The organism is Qipengyuania pacifica (assembly GCF_019711555.1).
Taxonomy (GTDB): domain Bacteria; phylum Pseudomonadota; class Alphaproteobacteria; order Sphingomonadales; family Sphingomonadaceae; genus Qipengyuania; species Qipengyuania pacifica.
On sequence record NZ_JAIGNQ010000004.1, the window covers coordinates 415,001 to 431,158 of the forward strand.

20 protein-coding genes (1 of these 20 running past the window's edge) are annotated in these 16,158 nt (G+C 61.7%); 11 read left to right on the forward strand and 9 right to left on the reverse strand.

Translation table 11 applies throughout. The annotated features are described in order from the left end of the window. Positions 1–437 carry the final stretch of a lipopolysaccharide biosynthesis protein gene (locus tag K3177_RS14535; RefSeq protein ID WP_221598805.1) on the forward strand. It extends 1,102 nt beyond the left edge of the window, so 437 of the gene's 1,539 nt are visible here — the last part of the coding sequence; the start codon falls outside the window, past its left edge; it ends in the stop codon at positions 435–437. On the opposite strand, the gene K3177_RS14540 is transcribed toward K3177_RS14535, so the two are convergent. Beyond that, the gene (locus K3177_RS14540) at positions 358–1,224 is read right to left on the reverse strand and encodes a glycosyltransferase family 2 protein (protein WP_221598806.1); all 867 of its coding nucleotides are present in this window, start codon (positions 1,222–1,224) and stop codon (positions 358–360) included. The two genes, K3177_RS14535 and K3177_RS14540, sit on opposite strands and share 80 nt — an antisense overlap. A gap of 158 nt (positions 1,225–1,382) precedes the next feature. Here K3177_RS14540 and K3177_RS14545 point away from each other — a divergent pair, with 158 nt between their 5' ends. From K3177_RS14545 to K3177_RS14555, 3 genes are all read left to right on the forward strand, one after another. Beyond that, positions 1,383–3,191: an ABCB family ABC transporter ATP-binding protein/permease gene (locus K3177_RS14545; protein ID WP_221598807.1), complete on the forward strand. Its 1,809-nt coding sequence runs from the start codon at positions 1,383–1,385 to the stop codon at positions 3,189–3,191. A 110-nt stretch (positions 3,192–3,301) separates the two neighbouring features. Next, the gene (locus K3177_RS14550) at positions 3,302–4,804 is read left to right on the forward strand and encodes a SulP family inorganic anion transporter (protein WP_103025224.1); all 1,503 of its coding nucleotides are present in this window, start codon (positions 3,302–3,304) and stop codon (positions 4,802–4,804) included. 7 nt (positions 4,805–4,811) lie between these two features. Beyond that, a complete protein-coding gene (locus K3177_RS14555) occupies positions 4,812–5,378 on the forward strand; it encodes a DedA family protein (protein WP_221598808.1) in 567 nt (188 codons plus the stop codon). 33 nt (positions 5,379–5,411) lie between these two features. Here the strand turns inward: K3177_RS14555 and hslU are convergent, their stop codons facing one another. The 3 genes from hslU to K3177_RS14570 all read right to left on the reverse strand — a co-directional run bounded on the left by hslU (position 5,412) and on the right by K3177_RS14570 (position 7,860). After that, entirely contained in the window at positions 5,412–6,713 is a 1,302-nt protein-coding gene (hslU, locus tag K3177_RS14560) for an ATP-dependent protease ATPase subunit HslU (RefSeq protein WP_103025222.1), read from the reverse strand. Positions 6,714–6,787: 74 nt separating this feature from the next. Further along, positions 6,788–7,348, reverse strand: a complete 561-nt coding sequence (hslV, locus tag K3177_RS14565; protein ID WP_103025221.1) for an ATP-dependent protease subunit HslV — start codon at positions 7,346–7,348, stop codon at positions 6,788–6,790. 47 nt (positions 7,349–7,395) lie between these two features. Further along, positions 7,396–7,860 (reverse strand): outer membrane protein assembly factor BamE, encoded by a 465-nt coding sequence (locus K3177_RS14570; RefSeq protein ID WP_196847796.1) that lies wholly within the window; start codon positions 7,858–7,860, stop codon positions 7,396–7,398. Positions 7,861–8,022: 162 nt separating this feature from the next. On the opposite strand from K3177_RS14570, the gene K3177_RS14575 reads away from it, so the two are divergent. The 4 genes from K3177_RS14575 (at position 8,023) to map (ending at position 10,130) form a co-directional block, all read left to right on the forward strand. After that, entirely contained in the window at positions 8,023–8,538 is a 516-nt protein-coding gene (locus K3177_RS14575; RefSeq protein ID WP_221598809.1) for a ubiquinol-cytochrome C chaperone family protein, read from the forward strand. Further along, positions 8,535–9,071 carry a YceD family protein gene (locus tag K3177_RS14580; RefSeq protein WP_221598810.1) on the forward strand — a complete coding sequence of 179 codons (537 nt, stop codon included), beginning with the start codon at positions 8,535–8,537 and terminating at the stop codon, positions 9,069–9,071. Before K3177_RS14575 ends, K3177_RS14580 begins: the two co-directional genes overlap by 4 nt. An 80-nt stretch (positions 9,072–9,151) precedes the next feature. After that, positions 9,152–9,361: a ParD-like family protein gene (locus tag K3177_RS14585; protein WP_196848034.1), complete on the forward strand. Its 210-nt coding sequence runs from the start codon at positions 9,152–9,154 to the stop codon at positions 9,359–9,361. 1 nt (position 9,362) lies between these two features. Beyond that, on the forward strand, positions 9,363–10,130 hold the full coding sequence (map, locus tag K3177_RS14590; RefSeq protein WP_221598811.1) for a type I methionyl aminopeptidase: 768 nt from the start codon (positions 9,363–9,365) through the stop codon (positions 10,128–10,130). A gap of 125 nt (positions 10,131–10,255) precedes the next feature. Here map and ssb read toward each other — a convergent pair whose 3' ends face one another. The 5 genes from ssb to K3177_RS14615 form a co-directional block, all read right to left on the reverse strand. After that, on the reverse strand, positions 10,256–10,780 hold the full coding sequence (gene ssb, locus K3177_RS14595; RefSeq protein ID WP_103025218.1) for a single-stranded DNA-binding protein: 525 nt from the start codon (positions 10,778–10,780) through the stop codon (positions 10,256–10,258). Between the two features lie 99 nt (positions 10,781–10,879). After that, entirely contained in the window at positions 10,880–12,727 is a 1,848-nt protein-coding gene (feoB, locus tag K3177_RS14600) for a ferrous iron transporter B (RefSeq protein WP_221598812.1), read from the reverse strand. Then, positions 12,724–12,963, reverse strand: coding sequence for a FeoA family protein (locus tag K3177_RS14605; RefSeq protein WP_103025216.1), 240 nt, complete (start codon positions 12,961–12,963; stop codon positions 12,724–12,726). The genes feoB and K3177_RS14605 overlap by 4 nt, the downstream gene beginning before the upstream one ends. Before the next feature lie 54 nt (positions 12,964–13,017). Then, complete coding sequence (locus K3177_RS14610) at positions 13,018–13,677, reverse strand: COQ9 family protein (RefSeq protein ID WP_221598813.1); 660 nt, start codon at positions 13,675–13,677, stop codon at positions 13,018–13,020. A 3-nt stretch (positions 13,678–13,680) separates the two neighbouring features. After that, on the reverse strand, positions 13,681–14,238 hold the full coding sequence (locus K3177_RS14615) for an ankyrin repeat domain-containing protein (protein ID WP_234003297.1): 558 nt from the start codon (positions 14,236–14,238) through the stop codon (positions 13,681–13,683). Positions 14,239–14,355: 117 nt separating this feature from the next. On the opposite strand from K3177_RS14615, the gene K3177_RS14620 reads away from it, so the two are divergent. The 3 genes from K3177_RS14620 to K3177_RS14630 are packed head-to-tail and all read left to right on the forward strand — an operon-like array spanning position 14,356 to position 16,120. Continuing rightward, positions 14,356–14,955 (forward strand): SCO family protein, encoded by a 600-nt coding sequence (locus tag K3177_RS14620; RefSeq protein ID WP_196847791.1) that lies wholly within the window; start codon positions 14,356–14,358, stop codon positions 14,953–14,955. Then, a complete protein-coding gene (locus K3177_RS14625) occupies positions 14,943–15,401 on the forward strand; it encodes a YcgN family cysteine cluster protein (RefSeq protein ID WP_221598814.1) in 459 nt (152 codons plus the stop codon). The genes K3177_RS14620 and K3177_RS14625 overlap by 13 nt, the downstream gene beginning before the upstream one ends. Beyond that, positions 15,398–16,120, forward strand: coding sequence for a M48 family metallopeptidase (locus K3177_RS14630; RefSeq protein WP_221598815.1), 723 nt, complete (start codon positions 15,398–15,400; stop codon positions 16,118–16,120). Before K3177_RS14625 ends, K3177_RS14630 begins: the two co-directional genes overlap by 4 nt. Positions 16,121–16,158 lie beyond the last annotated feature (38 nt).

Sequence of the window (16,158 nt, forward strand, 5' to 3'; positions counted from 1 at the left end):
CTACAAGCATAGCCGGGGCGGCGATCTTCGCGACATCGTTCTATATCGGCGTGCAGTTCGGACCCCAGGGACTGGTCCACGCCTGGTGGATTGGTGCACCGCTGCTGCTGATCTTTACGCTGGCGCTTACCCTGCCCCAGATCAACCTGTCGGCGGGCCGCCTGATCGGCGCAGCAGTCCCGCCGGCGGCAGCCTGCGCTGTCATGGCGATCGCCGTTTTCGGAGTGCGGGCCCTGCTGCCGACCGACATTCCTGCCGCCGTGACGCTGGCCGCGCTGGCGGGCGCCGGAGCGGCGACCTATGCGGGCGTGCTGCTGCTGGCGTGGCCGGATGTCGTGCGATCGGGCATCGCCATGCTCAGGCGCCGACCGACGAGCCCGATGCCGCCCGCATCCGGGCCAGTGCCTGTCGGTCAAACCAGTACCATTGTAGACTGAGCCGCGGCTTGAAGCCCGGCAAGGCCGCAGGATAAGCCTCCGCCAGATTGTCCGGCAGACCGCCGGGCCCTTCCGAGCGCATTATTTCCGTGATGATGCGGTTCTGGAACCGGCGAACCGCATAATTGACCATGCGCGCGGACTGGCTGCGCAAACCCTTGAGAGTGATGCGATTGGGTTCGCAGAAGAAGCCCGCATCCGGGCAGACTTTCACCAGTTCGTGGCGCCAGGCCGATTCCGGCCCGAGATCGGTATGCGCCAGAGCGCCGATCAGGCCATCGTCGCCGACAAGATCGTTCGGCAGGCGAATACCGTGGGTCCGGATGCGGCGAACGAAATCGCCCGACAGGCCATAACAGTCACCGAACAGGCCGCCCTCGCGCACCATGGACCTGCGATAGTGTTCGGCATTGCGGCCATTCATGGGAACGGCCGAGGCAGCATTGGCACCCGATTTTTCGAGACATGAGCGGAGGGCATTTACCGAGCCTGCCACAAGCTGCGCATCGCCATCGACGAACACATATGTTTGCGCTTCCGGCGCCTCGTCGAGGACGAACCTGTTCCAGCTCCGTGATTTGCCGCCTTTGGCATAGTCAACCAGCCGCACACCGCGTGCGGCATAGCCACGGACGATCTCAGCCGTGGAATCGCTGCTGCCGTTGACCACCACCCAGATCTGCACATCGGGATCGTCCAGCGGCAGACTGTCGAGACAGAGAGCGATCCTCGCCTCTTCATTATGGGCAAGGACAGTGACGAGAACCGGTTTGGATTTTTCAGTCATGAAACGAATGCGCCAGGCTGCCGAAGGCATGACCAATACGCGCGGCAGAGGGCGGCGTCAGCAAATATCCATGCACCTGTCCCAGAGCGGTTTACGTTCATCCCGTGAAGGCGGTGTGCCTTGCCCTGCCCGTGCCGCGACCCCAAGTATGCGCCCGAATGCCACCCGATACTGCCAATTCCGCCCAGCGCGACGATCCCGAAGGCTGGGCAACCGTCCAGCGGTTCCTGCCGTATCTCTGGCCAGCCGATAATCCGGCCCTGAAGCGCCGCATCGTCGGTGCCATGATGTTCGTACTCGCGGCCAAGGCGACCACGCTCGCGCTGCCGTTCGCCTATAAGAGAGCGGTCGATTCCATGACGACGCCGGCCAATCAGGCGGTCATGGTCGCGCTTGCATTCGTCATTGCCTATGCAGCCGGGCGGTTCGCCGCGGTCGCTTTCGACAATCTGCGCAATATTACCTTCGAGCGTGTTGGGCAGGATGCCACGCGCAAACTTGCCGAAGACACGTTTTCGCGGCTGCATCAGCTATCGCTGAGATTCCACCTGTCGCGCCGCACCGGGGAAGTGACCAAGACCATCGATCGCGGGACGAAGAGCATCGACGTCATGCTCTACTTCCTGCTGTTCAACATCGCGCCGACTGCGCTGGAACTGACTGCGGTAGGGGTCATCTTCTACCTCAACTTCGGATGGGAACTGGTTGCCGCCACTGCGCTGGCGGTGGGGGCGTATATCTTCGTCACGCGCACGATCACCGAATGGCGCAACGAATTGCGACGGCAGATGAACGAACTCGACGGGACGGCCCTCGCCCGGTCGGTGGACAGCCTGCTGAATTACGAAACCGTCAAATATTTCGGCGCGGAAACGCGCGAGCGCGACCGCTACGCCGAATCGACCCGCGCCTTCGCCGAAGCGGCGATCCGGTCCGAAAACTCGCTGGCCCTGCTCAACATCAGCCAGGCGGTCATCATGAACCTGCTGATGGGCGCAGCGATGGCCTTCACCGTGTGGCAGTGGAGCAAGGGCGCGCTGACCACCGGCGATCTGGTGCTGGTGAACACCTATCTCATCCAGCTTTTCCGTCCGCTCGACATGCTGGGCATGGTCTATCGTACAGTTCGCCAAGGCCTGATCGACATGGCCGAGATGTTCCGCCTGATCGATACCGACGCCGAGGTAAAGGATGTTCCCGGCGCCCCTGCCCTGCTGATCCGCAAGCCAACCGTTGCCTTCGACAATGTCGTATTCGGGTATGAGGAGGATCGGACGATCCTGCACGGACTGAGCTTCGAGGTTCCGGCGGGCAGTCATGTCGCGGTCGTCGGCCCTTCAGGCGCGGGCAAGAGCACGATCGGGCGATTGCTGTTCCGGTTCTACGACCCGCAGGAGGGCCGCATCCTGATCGACGGACAGGATATTGCAAAGGTTACCCAGCACAGTCTGCGCGAGCAGATCGGGATCGTCCCGCAGGATAGCGTGCTGTTCAACGACACCATCGGTTACAACATCGCCTATGGCCGCGGCGGCGCCGGGCGCGAGCAGGTGATCGCCGCGGCACAATCGGCAGCGATCATGCCGCTGATCGAACGCCTGCCCGAGGGGCTGGATACCGAAGTCGGCGAGCGCGGACTGAAACTGTCCGGCGGCGAGAAACAGCGCGTCGCCATTGCCCGCACGCTGGTGAAGGATCCGCCGATCCTGTTGCTGGACGAGGCGACAAGCGCGCTCGACAGCCGGACCGAACAGGAAATCCTGGCCACGCTCCGCCGGGTTTCCGAGCATCGTACCACGCTGGCCATTGCCCACCGGCTGTCGACCATCGCCGATGCGAACAAGATCCTGGTGCTGGAGCATGGTCGCCTGGTCGAAAGCGGTCACCACACGGATCTGCTGCGCCGCAAGGGCCTTTACGCAGAGATGTGGGATCGCCAACGCGCAGAGAAGTCGGATAGCGGCTGAACAGCGCCGCCGACCTTGCGGCTTGTGCCGCGATGCAACATTATTCATAATGCGCTGATCAACGGCGCCGATGCCGCGCCATTCCCGGATTAGACGAACGGAATTCTCGCATGCTCGACCGCAGCACGCTTCATCGCGACTGGTTTTCAAACATTCGGGCAGACCTGCTCGCCGGCCTGGTGGTGGCGCTCGCCCTGATCCCCGAAGCGATCGGCTTTTCGATCATCGCAGGCGTCGACCCGCGGGTGGGCCTCTATGCCTCGGTCGCAATTGCTATGGTCATCGCCTTCACGGGCGGGCGCCCCGGCATGATCTCTGCCGCGACGGCGGCGGTCGCCGTCGTGGTGGTGCCGCTGGTACGCGATTACGGTGTCGATTATCTCTTCGCGGCAACGATCCTGATGGGCGTCTTTCAGGGCATCGCGGCGCTGTTACGGCTCGACCTGCTGATGCAGTTCGTGTCGCGGTCGGTCATCACCGGCTTCGTCAACGCCCTGGCCATCCTGATCTTCATGGCCCAGTTGCCTCAGCTCGACCCGACGGCAGCAGGTATCGGCTGGACGACCTATGCCATGGTCGCGGCGGCGCTGGCGATGATCTACCTGATCCCGAGACTGACGTCAGCCGTTCCGAGCCCCCTCATCGCCATTGTCGTGCTCACCGCGCTGACCATCTGGCTCGATGCTCCGGTCAATACCGTTGCCGACATGGGCGAACTGCCGGAAGGCCTGCCCTATTTCGCCCTTCCGAACGTGCCTTTGACCTGGGACACCCTCCTCATCATCGCGCCCTATTCGGCGACCATGGCGGCGGTCGGCCTGCTGGAATCGCTGCTGACGGCGCAGATCGTCGACGACATGACCCACACGGGCAGCAACAAGCGCCGGGAAAGCGCGGGGCAAGGCGCCGCGAATGTCGTCGCCGCGCTGTTCGGCGGCATGGGCGGCTGCGCGATGATCGGCCAGTCGGTCATCAACGTGACGAGCGGCGGACGCGGCCGGCTGTCGACCTTCACGGCAGGCGCAGCGCTGCTGATCCTGCTGGCGCTGCTTGGCGACCTCGTCGGGCAGGTGCCGATGCCGGCGCTGGTAGCGATCATGATCATGGTTTCGATCGGTACCTTCAGCTGGAATTCGATCCCCAACATCGCAAAGCACCCGTGGCAAAGCAGCGTCGTCATGCTCACGACCGTCATCGTGGTGGTGGCGACGCATAATCTGGCACTCGGCGTGCTGGCGGGCGTGATCCTGTCGGGCGTGTTCTTCACACACAAGGTGATGACCATGTTCGAAGTAGTGCGCGAGCGGGAGGGAGATACCGCGACCTATCGTGCCAAGGGGCAGATCTTCTATGCCAGCGTCGAACGGTTCGAAGCCGCGCTCGGCCCCGAAAGCATCCAGCCCGATCCGGCGCCGCATGTAATCATCGACGTGCGCAAGGCACACTTCTGGGACATCAGCGCGGTCGGCGCGCTCGACAAGGTGGTCGAACGAATGCGCCGAAACGGGCGCAGTGTGCAGGTCATCGGGCTAAACCGGGCAAGCGCTGATCTGGTCGACAAGTTCGCCCTGACCGACAAGACCGGTGTGGAAAGCGGGCTAGCCCCGCACTGAGGCAGATATGAACCTCGAAGCGATCATTGCGCAGTACGGCATCTGGGCGGTTGCGCTGGGTGCCGGCCTGGAGGGCGAAACCGCGCTCGTGCTAGGCGGCATCGCAGTTCATCGTGAGCTCATTGCCTATGCGAGCACGATCCTCGCCGGGGCCGCGGGATCGTTCATAGCCGACCAAACCTTCTTTGCCATCGGCCGAAAGTTCCGCGACGGGCCGCGGATCAGTCAATTCAGGCAGAAGAAGGGATATGCCCGCGCGGTGGCTGCATTCGAACGGCATCCGACGCTGTTCGTTTTCGCGTTTCGGTTTCTTTATGGAATGCGCACGGTGAGCCCGATTGCGATCGGCACGACCACCCTGCCCGCGCGGCGCTTTCTCGTCATAAATGCGCTGGCTGCGCTTGTATGGAGCGCTGTCTTCGTGAGCCTCGGCTATGTCAGCGGACAGGCGATTGAAGCTGCATTCGGGCGAGTACGATCCTTCGCCCACGTGCTGATACCGGTCGTAGTGATCGCTATTGGCCTGGGCCTGATGGCACGCGCGCTGCTGCGCCGCCGCGGCACGAGCAAATAGGGTCCACGCCGCAGGAGCGGCAGGGACCCTGTCTTACAGGATATATTTGCTAAGGTCGGTATCGCCCGCGAGCGTTTCCAGCCTTTCGCGCACGTAAGCCGCGTCGATCATGATCGTCTCGCCCGCGTGATCTTCCGCTTCGAAGCTGATTTCTTCGAGCAGGCGTTCCATCACGGTCTGCAAGCGGCGGGCCCCGATATTCTCTACCGTTTCGTTCACGCGAGCGGCCAGCTTGGCAACTTCGGTGATGGCATCTTCGGTAAAGTCGAGGGTGACGTTTTCGGTACCGATTAGCGCTTTGTACTGTTCGACGAGATTGGCCCGCGTTTCCTTGAGGATGCGCACGAAGTCTTCTTCGGTCAGCGCACGAAGTTCCACCCGGATCGGCAGACGTCCCTGAAGCTCAGGAAGCATGTCCGAAGGTTTGGAGACGTGGAAAGCTCCGCTGGCAATGAACAGAATGTGGTCGGTCTTCATCGGGCCGTATTTTGTCGCGACCGTCGTGCCTTCGATGAGCGGCAAGAGATCGCGCTGAACGCCTTCGCGGCTGACGGATCCGCCCCGCACATCGGAGACTGCGATCTTGTCGATCTCGTCGAGGAATACGATCCCGTTCGTTTCCGCATTTTCCAGCGCGACGCGATTGACGTCATCCTGGTCCATACGTTTTTCGGCTTCTTCATCGACGAGGCGATCCCAGGCATCGGGCACCTTCAGCTTGCGACGCTTCATCGAATTCTTGCCCATGGCCTTGCCGAGCATATCGGACAGGTCGATCATGCCCACGCCGCCGGGCATTCCGGGAATATCCATCTGCTGGCCGGGCTGGTCGCGAACCTCGATTTCCACTTCGGTATCGTTCATCGCATTTTCGACGATACGCTGGCGGAAGGCTTCACGCGTCGCTTCGCTGGCATTTTCGCCAACCAGTGCATTAAGAAGGCGGTCCATCGCCGCCTTGCTGGCAGCATCGCGCACCGCTTCGCGGCGGCGTTCCTTTTCCAGACGGATCGCCTCTTCTGCCAGATCGCGCGCGATCTGGTCGACATCGCGGCCGACGTAACCGACTTCGGTGAACTTGGTCGCCTCGATCTTGATGAAGGGTGCCTCTGCCAATTTGGCGAGACGACGGCTGATTTCGGTTTTGCCGCAACCGGTCGGGCCGATCATCAGAATGTTCTTGGGCGTGACCTCGTCGCGCAATTCCGGGCCGAGACGCTGGCGCCGCCAGCGATTGCGTAGCGCCACGGCGACGGCGCGCTTGGCCTCTTTCTGGCCAATGATGTGTTCGTCCAGTGCAGCGACGATGGCTTTGGGGGTGAGGTTGTCGGTCAATTCATTTTTTCCAATATCGCGCTCGTGCACGAGGCTTGAGCGGGGTTATGTGGAGTTGCCCGCGGGCTGATCCATCACACCGTTTCGAGGGTAACGTTGCCATTGGTGAAAACGCACACGTCTGCGGCGACCGCCATGGCCTTGCGCGCGATGGTTTCGGCATCGGTTTCGTAATCGACGAGAGCCTTTGCGGCTGACAGCGCATAATTGCCGCCAGAGCCGATCGCCGCGATCCCGCCTTCGGGTTCGAGCACATCGCCATTGCCGGTGAGGACGAGGAGGTTTTCCTTGTCCGCCACGATCATGAGAGCTTCGAGATTGCGCAGATATTTATCCGTGCGCCAATCCTTGGTCAGTTCGACCGCGGCGCGAAGGAGCTGGCCGTTGTGCTGTTCAAGCTTGCGTTCCAACCGTTCGAACAGAGTGAAGGCATCGGCGGTGGCGCCGGCAAAGCCGGCGACGACCTTGCCGCCTTCGCCGATCCGGCGAACCTTCTTGGCATTGGGTTTCATCACCGTATTGCCCATGGAGACTTGTCCGTCGCCGGCAATCACGATCTTGTCATCGCGCTTGACGCCGATGATGGTGGTTGAATGCCACTGGGTCAGGCCGTGGCGATTGTCGTTTGCGTCCATGCCGCGCGATATGGGGGGCATGAAGCGGGGGTCAAGCGGCGGGCGTGTCAGCCCGGCCCCTGACCACCCATGCCCGGCGCGCCGACCGCACCGATATTGCCGAACAGGTCTTCGAGGAACGTGCGCTCCCGGCCCAGGGTCGGCGTGGTCGCACCGTCGGGGCTGAGATTGACGACCCTGTCCATCCCTGTGCGTTCGGCGGATACGACATTGCCTGTCTGATCGAACTTCACCGCCAATACGGAATGTTCTTCGATGCGCGGACGCACGAAAGGCTTACGCCCGGTGGTGCTGGATACGTAGTACCAGGTTTTTTCACCATACTGGCTTTCGAATGTCGGGCGGCCCAATGTGCCGGCCACGCTCTGTTCGTTATCGATGCCCGGCTGGACCGACTGCACCAGCGCCGCATCGACGATGTATCCGCGCGGTTCGCGAATGGAGGTGCAACCGCTTGCGGCCACGGCAGCCACGCCAATGGCGGCGAGACCCAGAATTTTCGACCTGTTCATGGGAACAGCAAATCTCCGTATTCCGGCAGGTGCTTGGCCGCGGGCGGCCACCTGCCTATATGCTCGGGCAACGCCTTAATCCCAAAGCGTCACCCCATGCAACTCGGCAATGCGGGGCGCTTGGGGATCGCGGCCTGTATTGCCGCTGAACGGAGTAGTCTCTTGTCTTTCCTCGCCCGCCTTTTCGGCACCAAACCCGACCCGCGCGAAGAATGGCGCGTTCTGTGGCACCGCACCGTTGCCGAAGCCCGCGACCCCGACTGGTATCGCATGTGCGGCGTCGCCGACTCCATCGAGGGTCGATACGACATGATCACACTGGTGTTGACCCTGGTCATGCTGCGGCTGGAAGACGAAGGCGGCCAAGGACCGGCGACAGCACGGCTGACCGAATTGTTCGTGGACGATATGGAAGGACAGATGCGCGAGGCCGGGATCGGCGATCCGACCGTGGGCAAGAAGATCAATGCACTGATGGAGAGCATGAACGGCCGCATCGGCGCCTATCGCGAAGGACTGCGCAGCGATCCCAAAGTGCTGATCGATGCCGTCCGCCGCAATGTTACGATGGCCCAGCCCGACGAGGCCGAGGCGCTGGTGCAGCGCATGGCCGCGCTCCATGCGCGGCTGGCCCGAACGAACATCGATCAGTTGAAGGCCGGGGAGATCGCGGCATGAGCGCACCCGAACTGAGCCGATTGGTAAAGCCACGCGCCCTGCCAAGTGAACCGATGCAAGTGGACGCCAGCGAAGCCGAACGCGCCGCGCTGGCCGAAAGGTTCGGCGTTACGTCTATTCCCGCACTTCACGCCGCCATCGAGTTCGGCATGAAGGACGAGGCCGTCCTGGCGAATGGCACCCTGACCGCGACGATCGAACAGCCTTGCGCCGTTACGCGGGAGGAACTGACCTACGAGGTTGCGGAGCCGCTGACGCTGCGCTTCGTTGCAGCGGGATCAACGCCCGATTTCTCACCGGACGAGGAAATCGAGCTGGAAAGCGAGGATCTCGACGAGATTGAATACGAGGGCGAAACCTTCGATCTGGGCGAAGCAATTGCTCAGACGCTGGCGCTGGCCATCGATCCATATCGCGAAGGTCCCGGGGCCGATGAGGCACGCCGAAAGGTGGGGATCAAAAGCGATGAGGATCGGGTCGCAAGCGGACCGTTGGCCGAAGCACTGGCATCGCTGACCACGAAAAACGACTAAGACGTCGCTTCGAAGCAGATTGACAATTTCCGCAGACCGCAAATATACGAATCATATATGGTTTGTATAAGGACGATGGCGTGGGCTTGGTAAAAATCGACGATGAACTACACGAGAGCGTGCGCCGCGCGAGTGCGGTCATGTGCCGATCGATCAATGCGCAGGCCGAGTTCTGGATGAAGATAGGCCGCCTGGCCGAAGCCAATCCGACCCTGACTTTCAGCGAGATCGTGAAGCGCGAAATGGCGCACGTCCACGACGACGCAGAAGGTGTGGCCGAAGCTGCCTGACATGGTCAAAACCGCAGATGAAATCACCCTTATGCGCATATCGGGCCGACTGCTCGGCTCGGTGTTCGAGATGCTGGACACGATCAACCTTTGCGGCATGTCCACAATGCAGATCAATGATCTCGTCGAACGCTTCATTACCGAAGATCTGGCGGCCCGCCCGGCCAGCAAGGGCCAGTACGGCTTTGCTTACGTCCTCAACTGCTCGATCAACGATGTCGTCTGTCATGGGGTGCCGTCGGAGGATGAGGTCGTAAGAGACGGCGACATCATCAATCTCGATATCACGCTGGAGAAGAACGGCTTCATCGCGGATTCGAGCAAGACCTATGTCGTCGGCAACGCCCCTGCGCCTGCCAAGCGGCTGGTGCAGATCGCGGAAGGCGCGATGTGGGCCGGCATTCGGGAAGTGCGGCCCGGGGCGCATCTGGGCGACGTCGGTTACGCGATCGAGAAACATGCCAGAAAACACGGCTGTACGGTCGTGCGCGAATATTGCGGCCATGGCATCGGCCGGGAGATGCACGAGGATCCCCAGGTACTGAATTTCGGGCGCCCCGGAAGGGGTTTACGGCTGCGTCAAGGCATGACCTTCACAATCGAACCGATGATCAATCTGGGTAGTCGCCAAACCGTTACTCGGGACGACGGCTGGACCGTGGCGACCCGGGACGGAATGCTGTCGGCGCAGTTCGAACATACGGTCGCCGTCACGGCAAGCGGCGTCGAGGTTCTGACGTTGCGAGAGGGCGAGCGAAACCGCGCCTGATCCGCCCGATAGTGACAAGAAGACCATGGGGCCGATCAGGACAGCGAATATTATCCAACCGGATGACTGAATGGCACGCTTTACGTTTCAGCCCGCGCCGCAGAGCTGAAACGGGAGACTGCAGCCTAAAACGGAATATCGTCATCCAGATCGTCGTAATTTGAACCACCGCCGGAACTGCGCGCTCCGCCACCGGACGATTCGCCGCCCTGATTCCAGCTGCCTGAGCTTCCGCCCCCGCCCTGATCCCACGAGCTGCCACCGCCACGCTGGCCACCGCCGCCACCGCTGCCGCCCTGCGCGCCATCGAGCATGGTCAGCGAGCCGTTCATGCCGCGGATGACCACTTCGGTACTGTAACGATCGTTGCCGGATTGATCCTGCCACTTGCGCGTCTGTAGCTGGCCTTCGATGTAGACCTTGCTACCCTTGCGCAGAAAGCGCTCCACCACGCCGACGAGACCTTCGGAGAAGATCGCGACAGTGTGCCATTCGGTCCGCTCCTGGCGTTCGCCGGTGTTACGATCCTTCCACGTTTCGCTGGTTGCGATGCGCAGGTTTGCGACCTTGCCGCCGTTCTGGAAGCTGCGGATTTCCGGGTCTGCGCCCAGGTTTCCGATCAGCATGACTTTATTGAGGCTTCCGGCCATCGAATCGTCCCTTCGTAATCTGTTGGCGAAGGGCCTAACCGAGCCTTCGCATCGCTTCTAGGCCCGCTACCGAATTTCCACGGGCGTAGATGGGGTTCGCTATAACCCCAGCGCGGTAGCAATCCAAAAGGTCAGCCCGGCGAACACATAGGCCAGGACGAACAGATAGCCGACCATGAAGGCGGGCCATTTCCATCCGTTGGTTTCCCGCCGGGCGACGGCGATGGTGGATATGCATTGCGGCGCAAAGACGAACCACGCGAGGAAGGCCAGCGCCGTGGGCAAGCTCCACGATGCAGCGATCCGGTCGGTAACGCCTTCTGCAGCAACATCTTCATCGGAGGCATCGACCGCGTAAGTCGTGGCGAGCGCGGACACCGCAACTTCGCGCGCAGCCATTGCCGGCACAAGGGCAAGGCTCATCTCGCGGTTGAAGCCGATCGGCTCCAGCACGGGATGAAGCCCGCTCGCGATCATGCCGGCGACGCTGGCGTCCATCTGGCTTTCGCCCGGCTCTGCCTTGGGAAAGCTGAGCATCAGCCAAAGGGCGATAGTGACCATGAAGATGATCGTCCCGGCACGGCGCAGGAACACCCATGCGCGCTGCCACAGACCGATCGCCAGGTCCTTGATGCGGGGGAGCTGATAGCGCGGCATCTCCATGATGAAGCCGCTCGCCGCGCCCTTGGCGACCGAGTGACGCAATACCAGAGCCACCACCATCGCACCGACGATCCCGGCAAGGTAGAGCGCAAAGAGCACCAGACCCTGAAGGCCAATGCCGGGGCCAATCGTGGTAGACGGAATGACCGCGGCGATGATCACGGCGTAAACCGGCAGGCGGGCCGAACATGTCATGAGCGGCGCGACGAGAATGGTCGTCAGCCGGTCTTTCGCATCGGGGATACTGCGCGTCGCCATGATGCCGGGGATGGCACACGCGAAGCTTGAGAGCAGTGGAATGAAGCTTTTGCCCGACAGGCCCACGCCCGCCATCAAGCGGTCCATCAGAAAGGCCGCGCGGGCCATGTAGCCTGTCGCTTCCATGATCAGGATGAAGAAGAACAGGATCACGATCTGCGGCAGAAAGACGACGACGGAACCGACGCCGGCCAGCACGCCTTCGGTCAGGAAGTCCCGAACGAAGCTGGATGGCATAGTGTCGATAACGGCGCTCGAAATTACCCCGACTCCGCCTTCCAGCGCATCGGCGAAAGGCGTCGCCCAGGCAAAGACCGCCTGGAATATGATGAACAGTAGACCGAACAGGATGACCGGACCGATCCAAGGATTGAGCAGGATGCGATCAGCGCCATTTTCAACCGTGTGACGCGCCGATTTCGACAGGATCGCACCGCGCGCGATATGCTTGGCAGCGAGGCGACGTTCCGGCAGCGTGATGTGCCAGCGCGTGTGCGCTTCCTCGTCCGCATGGGTTTCTGCCTCGGCAATGGCGGCGGCGAGATCGGTCAGACCCCTGCGCCTGACGGCTACCGTGGGCACGACGGGCACGCCCAGAGCTTCGGAAAGTGCGGCAGGATCGAGCACCAACCCGTCACGCTCCGCCAGATCGACCATGTTAAGCGCCACGACTGTCGGGCGCCCGAGTTCAAGGACTTCCTGCGCGAAGACAAGGTGCTGTTCGAGATTGGCCGCATCGATGACGAGGACGATGACGTCGGGAAGCGCTTCGCCATCGAATTCACCATGGATAACCTTGCGGGTTACCTCCTCATCCGGGCTGGCAGCATCGAAACTGTACGAACCGGGTAGGTCGATCAGTTCTACCGGCTCGCCGCTGGGAAGGGTCAGCCGCCCAGCCTTTCGCTCGACCGTGACGCCCGGATAGTTGGCGATCTTCTGGCGCGCGCCCGTAAGCGCGTTGAACAGAGCCGATTTGCCCGCGTTGGGATTGCCGACGAGTGCTGCGGTACGCTTGCGGCTCATGCGGGTTCCACCTCGATCGCGAGGGCGTGCGAGCGGCGCAGGGCAATGGTCATCCGCCCGATTCGAATGGCGATCGGATCGCGCGTGCCGAAAATACCACGGTGGATGACGGCGACCTCCGCGCCTTCGTCCACGCCGAGCGCTTTAAGGCGCTTGCCTTCATCCTCGGCCAGCGCAGTCCAGTTAACCGCGACGATACGGGCGGTCTTTTCGTGATCAAATCCGTCGAGCGTCATGCTGGAGCCGCTGCCAGATGCGCAGCTTTATTGCAACCGATTATCAATAGCGCGCTAACGGGCCGGATAACGCAAGCGTCCAAGAAAACGCGAAACACTGAAATGCTCGCGATCGGGGCTCAGCCACTTCGCCTTGGTCCGCTCGAATTTCATGACCCCTTCTATGCGCCGATCGAGAAAGGCTTTGGTGTCGGCCTTTTCCTCGCTCTCGTCCTCGACGAACACGGCCAGCGCGGCCGCGTAGATAGAGGCGAGGATCGCGCGCTTGGTGTAGTGATTGTAGTCGGTGGCGGTATCCCCGGCGAGCCGCCACATCACATCGGCGCTGTGCCAGCCGGCCTTCAAAGCGCGACGCGCATTCTGCGGCATAGCCATGATGGAGAGGGCGCGGCGGAGGGATTCCTCCTGCCCGTTCACCGCTTCGAGACGGAATTGTAGAAGGCTGCGGATACGCTCGCGTATCTTCATCGCAGCCAGTTTTTCCGGCGGAAGGTCCAGGATCATTTGCCGATCGATGGTTTCGATCCAGGCGCAGATCATGCCCATTGCGCCATCGTCCTTGAACGCCAGTCGCGCTACGTCGCGATCCGCGCCAAGCTGATCAGCCGCCATGTCGAGCGCATCGGCACTCCAGCCATCGAAGACGGCTGCTTGCGCGATGCCAGGGGCAAGTGCCAGGCGCAATTCGTCGAGCGTGAGATCGGCAACATCCATGAATCAGCTCGGTCCGTACGATTTTGTCTGTTCGCCGCGGGAGGATTCGGCGCGTTCGATTTCGTCCAGCATGGCCGAGCGCGCGCCCATGAGTTCGGCATAATCGCGCGCCGTGCGGCCTGAATTATCAGCCCGGTCGGGGCTGGCGCCCTTTTCCACCAGCAGGCGAACAAGGCCAGTGTCGCGGCGATGCACCGCTGTAATCAGGGGGGTTTCCCCGGTGCTGTTCGGAACATCGAGTGCTGCCCCGCGATCAGCCAGGATTTCCACCCCCTCGGCAAAGCCGAGTTGGACTGCTAGCTGCAGCGGCGTGCCACCACTCCTGTTGGCGATGTTGGGGTTAGCACCTTTCGCCAGCAGGAACCGCAGCCAGACCGGATCGCGCCGTTGCGTCACGATGTGAAGCGCGGTGTCGCCGCTGGAAATATCGCGGGAATTGACGAGGATACTGCCAGGTTCTTCGAGAAAACGGGTAACCTCGTCACCATTGCGCTTTTTGACTGCCTCGAGGAATTTGTAACCGTCGCTCTGGGATTGCGCATGGAGAGGCGAAGTTGCCATCATCCCCGCAAGCCCAGCCAGAAGTATGTTTGTCGCGAAACGCTTCACAGTGCGAAAACCCCTATTATTCGCAATTGGATCGATGACTCGCCCTTGCCGAAGGACGGTTAGCAGACCATGAACCGTCAGACCATGCTACACAACCGAACCCTTGTTATAGCGGGCCTCCTTGCCCTGACTGCCTGCAACCAGACCCCGCCAGCCGAACCGCCCCTGGCAGGCGCTGCCATAGGCGGAGATTTCACACTTACGGGCGAAGACGGCAAACAGGTCAGCTGGGAAGATTTCGACGGCAAGTATCGCACCGTGTATTTCGGCTACACCTATTGCCCCGACGTCTGCCCCGTCGACACACAACGCGCGATGGCGGGGCTGAAAGCGTTCGAAAAAGAAAATCCTGCACTGGGTGCGAAGATCCAGCCGCTTTTCATCAGCATCGATCCCGAACGGGATACGCCGCAGGCACTCACGGAATTTACCGACAATTTTCACCCACGCCTGATCGGCATGACTGGGACCAAGGAACAGCTCGATAAGGTAACGGACCAATTCGCCGCCACCTATTCGATAGGCGAAAAGCAGGAAGGCGGCGGCTATCTGGTCGGCCATACCAACATCACCTATTTGTTCGGCCCCGACGGCGAACCCTTGGCCATGCTTCCGACCGATGAAGGCGCAGAGGCGGTCACAGCGGAACTGGAAAAATGGGTGCATTGAGGGACCGCTTCTGGGAGCGACCGCTAGCCGATCTCAATACGGAAGAATGGGAAGCCCTGTGCGATGGCTGCGGGCGCTGCTGTCTGCACAAGGTAGAATATGAAGACACCGGAGAGATCGAGCACACCAATGTGGCGTGCAAGCTGCTGGATACCAAGACGGCAGCCTGCACAGACTATCGCCGGCGCAAGACTTTCGTGCCGGAGTGTCTGCGGCTCACCCTGAAAATCGTGGACAAGGTAAGCTGGCTACCGCCGACTTGCGCCTATCGCCTGCGCGCGGACAGGATGCCGCTCCCGCGCTGGCACTATCTTATCTCGGGCAGTCGCGAGGATGTGATAACCGCAGGGGTATCGGTGGCCGGGCGCGTGATCAGCGAGGATGTGGCCGGCCCTTTGGAGCATCATGTCGTCGACTGGGGCGACGAAGATGAGGAGGCAGCATGATCGACTGGCTCCGCCGTGAAGCACTGGAGCCTACGATCAAGCTTATTGGGCGCGACGTACCGATCGATCTGGTCCGCAACCGCCGCGCAAAGCGGCTGACCCTTCGACTGGCGCACGATGGCAGCGCCGTGCGCATAACCCTTCCCCAATGGTGCCGCAGTGCCGATGCGATCGCCTTTGCCCATGCCCGGCAAGAATGGTTGAGCGCGCAGCTCGCCAAGGTGCCCGAACGGCGCGATCCCGCCCGCGATGGCACAATGCTCTATCGCGGCGAAGACATCGCGGTCGAATGGCGTGAGGATCTGCCCCGCAAACCGGATTTCAAAGACGGCGCGTTCAGGGTTGGAGGCCCGAGGGAAACACTCGCCGCACGCCTGCAGCGCTGGCTCGAACGTGAGGCACTGGATTTATTCGGCGAGGATGCGGCGCAATATTGCTCACGCGGCGACCTTGATCGCGCCGATGTGAAACTGACCCGGGCCAAGCGCCGATGGGGCAGTTGCTCTTCCGAAGGCGTGCTGCGGCTCAACTGGCGGCTCGTCCAGGCCCCGGATTTTGTCAGGCGTTCGGTCGTTGCTCACGAAGTCGCGCATCTGGTCCATTTCGATCATTCGCCCGCGTTTCACGCGCTACTAGACCGGCTGTACGAGGGCGACATCGAACGAGCGAACCGTTGGCTGAGCGTACACGGCCGGACGCTTTATGCGACATTCGGATAGCCTATACTGGCGCGGTTCATCGAAAACCTCTATCTTGA